Genomic DNA, 10,189 nt, shown 5'->3' with positions numbered 1-10,189 from the left:
AGTTGAAATAATAAAATAAAGAGAGAGTTTTAAACTGCTTTAATATTAGCATCTCTCTCTTTTAAATTAAATTAATTCATTTGTAATGAAAGGTGCAAAAAAAACATTATCCTTTAAATTTGTATGGGGTTTGCTAATGACGGCTACTTATCTACTGATATCTTATTTATTAGTGTTTTCACCTCTATATATTGGAAGGAGTGCTATTCCCGGACCTGTGAGAATAGTATTGGCTATCATATTTACTGTGTACGGAATTTATCGAGGATATAGGCTGTGGAGTCAGCGCTAAAGTCATTTTCTATAAACCTTTAATATTATTTGATATGAGAAAAGTGAAATTTTTATTGCTATCATTGGTTGTGTTGATCAGCTTTACCTCGTGTAAGAACCAGCGCAAAGTATCAAGAACTGATACTCCAACATCTGGAATTGTTGAAATAGCAGTAGATGAGAGCTTTGCTCCAATCATAGATGAGCAGATTGGCGTATTTGAATCATTATACGAGAAGTCGTCAATCATTCCTATTTACACGAATGATGTAAATGTGTATGATCTTTTGATGAAAGATAGCGTACGTTTGGTTTTAGGAACCCGTGAATTGACTCAGAATGAAATTTCAAGAGTAGAAGCAAAGAAACAAAGGCTAAGAGTATTAAAAGTTGCTGTTGATGGAGTTGCATTAATTATTCATAAAGATAATCCAGATTCTTTGTTGACACTAAGCCAAGTTCAAAAAGTCATCACTGGTAAAATTGAATCATGGAAGGAGATTAACGCTAATTCTCCATTAAATGAAATATCAGTCCTATTTGATACTCCTAATTCAAGTACGGTTCGTTTCTTACGAGATTCAGTTTGTAATAATGAGCCAATGGGCTCAAATGTTAAAGCTATTTCTGCTGATATTGAATCTGTTGATATTAGTCAAGTTAAATCAAATCGTATGGTTATAGAATATGTTGCATCTCATCCCAATGCTATAGGGGTACTAGGGGTTGGTTGGTTAAACAATCCTTCCGATCAAAGTAATTTGAGTTTTATTGATGAGGTTACTGTTGTAGGTATAAGTAGAAGAGATGTTGCCACATCTTCTAATAGTTATAAACCCTATCAGTATCAAATGGCATTAGAAATTGCACACAGATATTCGCCTTTAGAAAATTTAGAATCTGGATATCCTTTGACAAGAGATATTTATATAATGAGTACAGATGCTATTGGTGGTCTTACAACTGGCTTATACAATTTTATAGCTAGTGATAGAGGGCAACGGATAATCTTGAAATCGGGATTGTTGCCAGCAAACAGACCTATCCGACTTATTAATATTTCAGAATCGATGGATTAATTAATGAATAAAGAACGAGTAGTACTTACTTATAAAAAGATTAAAAATGAAAACAAGATATTTTATCTGCTCTCTTGTGAGCTTATTGGTTTGTGCAACATCTTTTGCACAAAACCACTCTGGTATTGAGCTTTTCAATTTAGGAGAACTTACAACAGCCAAACAACTTTTTGAAGGATCAAAAGGTGTATCTCCAGATATTTCATATTATTATTTGGGTGAGATTGCCTTGAAAGAAGGAAAAAATAGTGAAGCATTAGAATACTTTAATAAAGGTATTAATGCAGATTCAGATGCTGTATTTTGCTCTATTGGCAAAGTGAAGATAGAACAAAAAGCATCACCTAAAGAGTTAAGTAAAGAATTAAAGAATATCCAAAAGAAAAACAAAAAAGATATTGCGGTTTTAGTGCAAATAGCTAAAGCTTACTGGGATGTAGATATGATTGCTGATGCAGAAAGCACTTTGTCTGCAGCAAGAAGTATAGATAAAAATTCTGCTTTACCTTATTTGTTAGGAGGAGATATCTTGTTGAAAAAAGGGAATATAGGAGAGGCTGCTTCACAATATGAACAAGCTTATACTTTTGATCCTAGTTGTGTAGTAGCATATATTAAGAATGCATTAGTTTATGAAACGACTAATTCTACAACGTCTATAAATACTTTGAAAAGTGGCTTAGAAGCCAATCCTAATAACACATTAATAAACAAATATCTTGCTGATATTTATTACCACCATGGTTTCTATCAACAAGCAATAGATGCTTATAATCTATTTTTCCAAAGTAATAATCAGTCTTTAGCTGATTTGAAAAATTATGCTGCATCTTTCTATTTTACAGATAATTACGAAAAAGCTCTCGAAATAATTCAAGAAGTTTTAGCTGTAGATCCCAATAATCGAGTGATGAATCGATTATTAATGTATACCTTTGACAAGCAGAAAAAATTTGACAAGGCCTTAGATGCCAGTGAAAAATTATTTGCACTCTCTCCTGATGATACACAAACACCATTATTGGCGAATGATTATATTGTGTATGGAGATATTTTGAGAGAAAATGGAGATTTAGACAAAGCCATTGTTCAATATGACAAAGCAATAGCTCTGGATACTGAAAAGCTAGATGTCTTAAAAGATATAGCAGGAAAACTAGTAAATGCGAATCGATTTGTTGAAGCAGGTAAGCTATACGATAGATATATTGAGCTAGCTAAAGAAACTGAATCTTCTGATTATTTATTAATGGGTATTGCTTATTACCAAGCAGCTGTGAAAGCTTCGAAAGATGAAATTGAAAAAGACCAGACTAAACTAGTGGAATATACCACAAAGGCAGAAGCAGCATTTAGTATGGTTATTGACTTAGTTCCTGATAGTTATCAAGGCTATTATTGGAGAGCCAATGTGAAAACTTTGCTTGATGCTGACTTGTCTAAAGGTTTAGCAAACGACGACTACTTAAAAATGATAGAAGTAATTAAGAGTAATGACTTAGATTCAAATATTAATAAACTTGTTGAAGGATATAGATATTTGTCTATTTATTATCTGTATCAATTTGATTCAAATAAAAAAGATAGTGATAAACAATCTGCTAAGAAATATGCAGAACAAGTACTAGAGCTTAACTCTAACGATGATACAGCTCAGAAAATACTTGAAGTTCTATCTAATTAAATATGAGTAAGATACAATTTAATTGAGGTTCTCTTAATTAAGTCTTATATTATAGAAAATAGTTAATTAAACAGTAAAAAATGGATTTTATACTATTAATAGCGGTAATCATTACCGCTATATTACTAGCTGCTTTAGCCCTTAAAACAGCCCGTTTACTTTCTCCGAGGTCTTATAATCCACAGAAAAGTGAAGCTTATGAATGTGGTATTCCTACGAGAGGTACAAGTTGGATGCAGTTTAAAGTGGGATATTACTTATATGCCATCCTTTTCTTGGTTTTTGATGTAGAAACAGTGTTCCTCTTTCCTTGGGCTGTCGTTTCTAAAGAATTAGGAATGATGGGGTTAATTAGCTTTTTATTTTTCTTGCTTATTTTAGTTTTAGGCCTTGCTTACGCATGGAAGAAAGGAGTTCTTGAATGGAAATAAAGAAACAAAATAAAAAGATACCCAAGATTAAATCCATGGCTTACGATGAGTTTAAAAACAACGATTATTTAGAAAATATGGTTGAAGAACTCCGCTCTAATGGAACAAATGTAGTTGTCGGAGTTCTTGACGATGTTGTCAATTGGGGTAGAAGTAATTCACTATGGCCATTAACTTTTGCTACGAGTTGCTGTGGTATTGAGTTTATGGCTATTGGTGCTGCTCGTCACGATTTTGCTCGTTTTGGTTTTGAAGTAGCACGACCTAGTCCACGTCAGGCAGATTTTATTATGGTAGCGGGTACCATTACCGATAAAATGGCTCCTGTCTTGAAGAGACTTTATGATCAGATGGCAGATCCAAAGTATGTTATAGCATGTGGTGCTTGTACTATTACTGGTGGACCATTTAAAAACTCATATCACGTGGTTAAAGGTATAGATAAGATATTACCTGTTGATGTGTTTATTCCTGGTTGTCCTCCACGTCCCGAAGCTATGATTTATGGTCTTATGCAACTTCAGCGTAAAGTGAAGTTGGAACGCTTTATTGGTGGAGTGAATAAGAAAGAGTTAACCATTAAAGAATATGAAGAAAAACTGAAAGAAGATTCATCTGAAAAAAATAATTATTGAAAATGAGTGTTCAAGCTAGACTAACCCAAAAATTCCCTTCTGCTATTATTGAGGAGAAACCAGACAGACTAATTGTTAAAATAGACTCTGATATATTTAGAGAGATGGCAGAATTCCTCTATAAAGAAGACCTTCATTTCGACTACATGAGAAACCTCACAGGTATTGATTTTGGTGAAGAGGGTTTTGGAGTGATTTATCATTTGGAATCTACTGCAAATAAATATCAAGTAGAATTAAGAGCTGTAATATCAAATCGTGAGCAACCTTATATCCATACAGTTGCTGATTTGTGGAAGATAGCTTCTGTCTATGAACGTGAAGCCTATGATTTCTACGGTATCATTTTTCTAAATCACCCAGATATGCGCAGACTTTTTCTTCGTAATGAATGGAAAGGTTATCCTCTACGCAAAGATTACGAGCATATTGAAGAGTTGGATATGACCAATGAAGGCAATGAAGATTTTACTGTGTCTTGGTCTTTAAATGATGAAGGAAAGTTAGTCCCTAATCAACGTGTGCTTTTTGAACCAGATGAATATGTTGTTAATATAGGACCGCAACATCCTGCAACTCATGGTGTACTACGTTTTCGTACGTCTTTAGATGGTGAGTTCATCAATAAGATAGATATTCATTGTGGTTATATTCATAGAGGCATTGAAAAGTTATGTGAAGGGCTGACTTACCAACAAACTATTGGCTATATGGATCGTCTTGATTATTTAGCTGCATTGCAAAGTCGTCATGCACTTTGTATGTGTGTAGAAAAAGCGATAGATCTTCAAGTCTCAGATCGAGTTCTGTATATTAGAACTATAATGGATGAACTCCAGAGAATTAACTCACACCTCCTTTTCTTTTCTACACTATGCATGGACTTAGGTGCTTTAACTGCTTTCTTCTATGGGTTTAGAGATAGAGAAAAAGTACTTGATATCCTAGAAGAAACTACAGGTGGTAGATTAATACTACATTATAATATCATTGGAGGTGTTGAAAACGATATTCATCCAGATTTTGTGCGTAAAGTAAAAGAACTTCTTGAGTATCTTCCTAAAGTATTAGTAGAATATAAAAAAGTTTTCACTGATAATGTTATTGCTCGCAATCGAATGATTGGCGTGGGAGTGCTTACCCATGAAGATGCTATTTCTTTTGGTGCAACTGGTCCTGTGGGTAGAGCTTCAAATTGGGCTTGTGATGTTCGTAAACGTATTCCTTATGGTGTTTATGATCAAGTTGATTTTAAGGAAGTTGTTCGACCAGAAGGAGATTCTTATGCAAGGTATTTAGTCCGCATGGAAGAGATTGAAGAAAGTATGCGAATTATTGCTGCTTTGATCGATAATATACCAGAGGGAACTACACGAGAAAAAACAAAACCCATCATCAGAATACCTGAAGGTAGTTACTATGCTTCTGTTGAGGCTAGTAGAGGTGAGTTTGGTGTCTTTATTGAGAGCAAGGGTGATAAAAATCCATATAGAATGAAGTTTAGAAGTACAGGGTTACCGCTTGTTGCTTGTGTAGATACAATAGCGAGAGGTGCTAAGATTGCCGACTTGATTGCTATTGGGGGTACACTCGATTATGTTGTGCCTGATATAGATAGATAACAATCTGATATTAATTAAAAATATACAAACAAGAATATTTATGTTTGACTTTGGAATTATTACGAGTAGTATTCACGATTGGCTCTCTGGGTTTTTATCTCAAGGATTAGCGCTATTTGTAGAATGTGTTTTAGTGGGTGTATGTATTTTAGCTTTATATGCTATTATAGCTATAATAATGATTTATATGGAGCGTAAAGTATGTGCCTTTTTTCAATGCAGATTTGGACCTAATCGTGTAGGTCCATGGGGTATATTCCAACTTTTTGCCGATGTATTGAAAATGTTAACAAAGGAGATTATTATTATAAAGCACTCCGATAAGTTTTTATATAATTTAGCTCCCTATATAGTGGTAGTAGGTTCTGTCCTTGCTTTTGCTTGCTTACCTATCAGCCAAGGTTTGGAAATTTTAGACTTTAATATTGGGGTATTCTTCTTCTTAGCTGTATCCTCAATAGGAGTCATAGGCATTCTTTTAGCTGGTTGGGGAAGTAATAATAAATTTTCATTAATTGCAGCGATGAGGAGTGGGGCTCAGATGATTAGCTATGAGTTGTCTATAGGTCTGTCTGCATTGACTATAGTTGCATTGACTGGTACAATGCAAATAAGTGAAATTGTAGCACAACAAGCAAATGGCTGGTTTTTGTTCAAAGGGCATCTACCTGCTTTAATCGCTTTTGTGATATATCTTATTGCTGCAAACGCAGAAGTAAACCGTGGTCCATTCGATTTACCTGAAGCTGAGTCTGAATTAACAGCGGGTTTCCATACTGAATATTCAGGTATGCACTTTGGATTATTTTATGTTGCAGAATTTGTCAACCTTTTTATCGTATCTGGTTTTGCTGCTACTGTATTCTTAGGTGGCTGGATGCCTTTCCATGTTTCTGGTTTAAACGGCTTTAATGCCATAATGGATGTCATTCCTGGTTTTATCTGGTTCTTTGGTAAGACTTTCTTTTTAGTGTGGGTATTGATGTGGATAAAATGGACTTTCCCACGTTTACGTGTTGATCAAATATTACAACTTGAGTGGAAATATTTAGTGCCGATAGGTTTAGTAAACCTATTAGTAATGGCTCTCTGTGTAACTTTTGGCTGGCATTTTTAATCGTAAACTGATAAAATAATGAATAGAGAAATGGGAAATAAAAAATCATATATACAGAAAATTATATCAGCTATAAGCTCTCTCACAACAGGAATGAGGGTTACATTGAAAGAGTTCTTTACTCCTAAAGTAACACAATGTTATCCTGAAAATAGAGAAACCTTAGTTATTCCCGAAAGATTTCGTGGAACATTAGAGATGCCTCACGATGAAGATGGTAATAATAAGTGCATTGCTTGTGGGTTATGCCAGAATGCTTGTCCTAATGGAACAATTGAGGTAATATCAGAAATGGTTGTTGATGAGGAAACAGGAAAGAAGAAAAAGAAACTTGTAGATTATAAATACAACCTAGGTTCATGCATGTATTGCAATTTATGTGTAGATGTGTGTCCTACCAAGGCTATTCGCTTTAATAACAAATTTGAACATGCTGTGTTCGATAAAACCGTATTAGAGTTGAAGCTGAATAAAAAGAATTGAATTGTAGAGAGGATATCAACTTAATACAAAATAAAATATAGTAATATAAAATACATTCATTATGAATATTACATTCGAAGCTGTAGTATTTGCTGTTTTGGCATTGATTATTGTTGTTTTCTCAGTACTAACTGTAACAACAAGTCGTATTTTGCGTTCGGCAACCTATCTGCTTTTTGTTTTGCTTGGAACTGCGGGAATCTACTTCCAGCTTAACTACTCTTTTCTTGGGGCTGTTCAGTTAATGGTTTATGCAGGAGGAATAACAGTCTTATATGTTTTTGCAATACTCCTAACATCTAGTAAGGGTATGAACGACCGTGCAGAAAAATTACCTAAGTCTAAATTTTGGGTTGGTGCTATTACTGCAGTAGTTTCTTTTCTAGTATGTGCCTTTTTGATTCTAAAAAACGTATTTAAAGAAGCGATGTTCAACGATGTTGAAGTGGGAATGAATCAGATAGGTAAAACCATGTTGGGAACAGAAAAATTTCAATATCTCATTCCTTTTGAATTAATGGGGGTGCTATTGCTAGCTTGTGTAATTGGTGCTATTGTAATAGCTAGAAAGAGATAATTAATAAAGTATTTAAAAGATAAAAGATATATAGGTTATGGTACCGATGCAATATTATTTACTCGTTTCAGCTTTTATGTTGTTTGCGGGGATTTTTGGTTTCTTTATTCGTCGAAACTTACTGACTATTCTAATATCAGTTGAGTTAATATTGAATGCTGTAGATATAAACTTTGCAGTGTTTAATCGATTTCTATACCCAGAAAACTTAGAAGGGATGTTTTTTGCCATCTTTTCAATAGGGCTATCTGCTGTAGAATCTGCTGTAGCAATTGCTATTATTATTACAGTGTACCGAAACTTAAATAATATTCAGGTTGGAAATCTGAATAAACTAAAAGACTAAGATTTGATATGGAAAAGTATTCAACATTATCACTGCTAATTTTGCCTCTTTTCACTTTTGTTTTCTTGGGACTTTTAGGAAATAAAATTAAGCCTAAAGTTTCGGGATTGATAGGTTCATGTATGTTGGGGGTAACTACCTTATTTGCTTACTACATTGCTTACAGCTATTTCATTGGTGGAACAATAAGTCAAGGTATACAATTTGACTTTGTTTGGCTTCCATTTACAGATACTCTAACCTTTAATATGGGAGTTTTGTTGGACCCAATATCTGTAATGATGCTTGTCGTAATCACTACGGTATCACTTATGGTTCATATATACTCCATGGGATATATGAAAGGCGAAAAAGGCTTTCAACGTTATTATGCATTCCTTTCGCTTTTTACAATGTCTATGTTGGGGCTAGTAATTGCTACAAATATTTTCCAGATGTACCTTTTCTGGGAACTTGTAGGAGTGTCAAGTTATTTGTTAATCGGGTTTTATTATACTAAGCCCTCAGCTATTGCAGCAGCGAAGAAAGCATTTATTGTAACTCGCTTTGCTGACTTAGGTTTTCTAATTGGTATTTTAGTCTATGGTTTCTATGTGGGCTCTTTCTCGTTTGATTTTGCTCCTCATATGAAAGCAATTGCAGCTGCTGGAACTATGATTCCTTTGGCATTGGGACTGATGATAATTGGTGGTGCAGGTAAGAGTGCCATGTTCCCTCTTCATATTTGGCTGCCCGATGCAATGGAAGGTCCAACACCTGTCAGTGCTTTAATTCATGCCGCCACAATGGTAGTTGCTGGTGTTTATTTAATTGCACGTCTATTCCCTCTATTTATTGGCTTTGCACCTGAAGTTTTGCACTTTGCTGGATATGTAGGAGCCTTTACAGCTTTATTTGCAGCTGTAATAGCTTGTGTTCAGACTGATATTAAGCGTGTACTTGCATTTTCTACAATCTCTCAGATCGGATTTATGATAGTTGCTTTAGGAGTTTGTACTTCTATGGATCCTCATGCAGGAGGTTTAGGTTATATGGCTTCTATGTTTCATCTGTTTACTCATGCCATGTTTAAAGCTACTTTATTCTTGGGTGCTGGAGCAATCATACATGCTGTACATTCTAATGAAATGAAAGATATGGGAAGCTTACGGAAGCATATGCCAATTACTCACATAACTTTCCTTATTGCTTGTTTAGCAATAGCAGGTATCTGGCCATTTAGTGGTTTCTTCTCAAAAGATGAGATTCTGGCTGCAACCTTTATGTTTAGCCCTTTGATGGGATATTTGATGACATTCGTTGCAGGTCTAACAGCTTTCTATATGTTCAGGTTATACTATAACATATTCTGGGGTAAAGCATACGAAACAAAAACTGATGCAGAAGGTCATGCTCATGTACCTCATGAATCACCTTCGTCTATGATAATTCCTCTTATTATTCTAACTCTTATTACTTGTATAGCTGGCTTTATGCCTTTTGGTAAATATATCAGTAGTGATGGAACTCCTTATATCATTCATATAGACGCACAAGTTGCTACAACAAGTTTGATAGTAGCTGTTATTGCTATTATTATAGCAACATTTATGTATAGAAAAAGCGATCGAAAAGTTGCTAATCAATTGGAACGTCAATTTAAAGGATTACACAAAGCTGCAACACATCGTTTTTATATTGATGAGGTTTATCAATTTATTACTCATAAGGTAATTTTTGGATGTATTTCTAAACCCATTGCATGGTTTGATAAGCATGTCATAGATGCATTCTTTGACTCTCTTGCTTGGATAACTAATCAAGTGTCATTTAAAATAAGAGGATTGCAAAGTGGCAATGTACAGAGTTATGCTGTTGTCTTTTTATGGGGTGCAATTGTCATCTTTGTAGCTTTACTATTTACCTATTTTGGAATAGTTTGGCTTGCCTAAAATAATTAATG

Annotated in this window: 10 protein-coding genes; all 10 read left to right on the top strand. The window is 34.4% G+C overall.

Translation table 11 applies throughout. The features are described 5' to 3' along the window. Nucleotides 1–326: 326 nt before the first annotated feature. Complete coding sequence (locus K8V80_RS00920; RefSeq protein ID WP_276774740.1) at nt 327–1,352, top strand: PstS family phosphate ABC transporter substrate-binding protein; 1,026 nt, start codon at nt 327–329, stop codon at nt 1,350–1,352. A 46-nt stretch (nt 1,353–1,398) separates the two neighbouring features. After that, complete coding sequence (locus K8V80_RS00915) at nt 1,399–3,036, top strand: tetratricopeptide repeat protein (protein ID WP_276774737.1); 1,638 nt, start codon at nt 1,399–1,401, stop codon at nt 3,034–3,036. Nucleotides 3,037–3,116: 80 nt separating this feature from the next. Continuing rightward, nucleotides 3,117–3,467, top strand: coding sequence for an NADH-quinone oxidoreductase subunit A (locus K8V80_RS00910; protein WP_006745747.1), 351 nt, complete (start codon nt 3,117–3,119; stop codon nt 3,465–3,467). Continuing rightward, nucleotides 3,458–4,102 (top strand): NADH-quinone oxidoreductase subunit B, encoded by a 645-nt coding sequence (locus tag K8V80_RS00905; RefSeq protein WP_006745746.1) that lies wholly within the window; start codon nt 3,458–3,460, stop codon nt 4,100–4,102. The genes K8V80_RS00910 and K8V80_RS00905 overlap by 10 nt, the downstream gene beginning before the upstream one ends. Nucleotides 4,103–4,104: 2 nt before the next feature. Further along, nucleotides 4,105–5,724: an NADH-quinone oxidoreductase subunit D gene (locus K8V80_RS00900; protein WP_006745745.1), complete on the top strand. Its 1,620-nt coding sequence runs from the start codon at nt 4,105–4,107 to the stop codon at nt 5,722–5,724. 40 nt (nt 5,725–5,764) lie between these two features. Next, nucleotides 5,765–6,841: an NADH-quinone oxidoreductase subunit NuoH gene (nuoH, locus tag K8V80_RS00895; RefSeq protein WP_006745744.1), complete on the top strand. Its 1,077-nt coding sequence runs from the start codon at nt 5,765–5,767 to the stop codon at nt 6,839–6,841. Nucleotides 6,842–6,859: 18 nt separating this feature from the next. After that, complete coding sequence (locus K8V80_RS00890) at nt 6,860–7,324, top strand: 4Fe-4S binding protein (RefSeq protein WP_006745743.1); 465 nt, start codon at nt 6,860–6,862, stop codon at nt 7,322–7,324. Between the two features lie 61 nt (nt 7,325–7,385). After that, nucleotides 7,386–7,901 (top strand): NADH-quinone oxidoreductase subunit J family protein, encoded by a 516-nt coding sequence (locus K8V80_RS00885; RefSeq protein WP_006745742.1) that lies wholly within the window; start codon nt 7,386–7,388, stop codon nt 7,899–7,901. A gap of 37 nt (nt 7,902–7,938) precedes the next feature. Next, complete coding sequence (gene nuoK / locus K8V80_RS00880) at nt 7,939–8,247, top strand: NADH-quinone oxidoreductase subunit NuoK (protein WP_006745741.1); 309 nt, start codon at nt 7,939–7,941, stop codon at nt 8,245–8,247. Nucleotides 8,248–8,255: 8 nt separating this feature from the next. Beyond that, nucleotides 8,256–10,178, top strand: coding sequence for an NADH-quinone oxidoreductase subunit L (nuoL, locus tag K8V80_RS00875; RefSeq protein ID WP_276774728.1), 1,923 nt, complete (start codon nt 8,256–8,258; stop codon nt 10,176–10,178). Nucleotides 10,179–10,189: the final 11 nt, after the last annotated feature.

It is taken from the genome of Bacteroides coprosuis (genome assembly GCF_020741705.1).
Lineage (GTDB): Bacteria > Bacteroidota > Bacteroidia > Bacteroidales > Bacteroidaceae > Bacteroides_E > Bacteroides_E coprosuis.
Note: the sequence above shows the minus strand (reverse complement) of the source record. Positions and strands in the feature narration are given on the sequence as shown.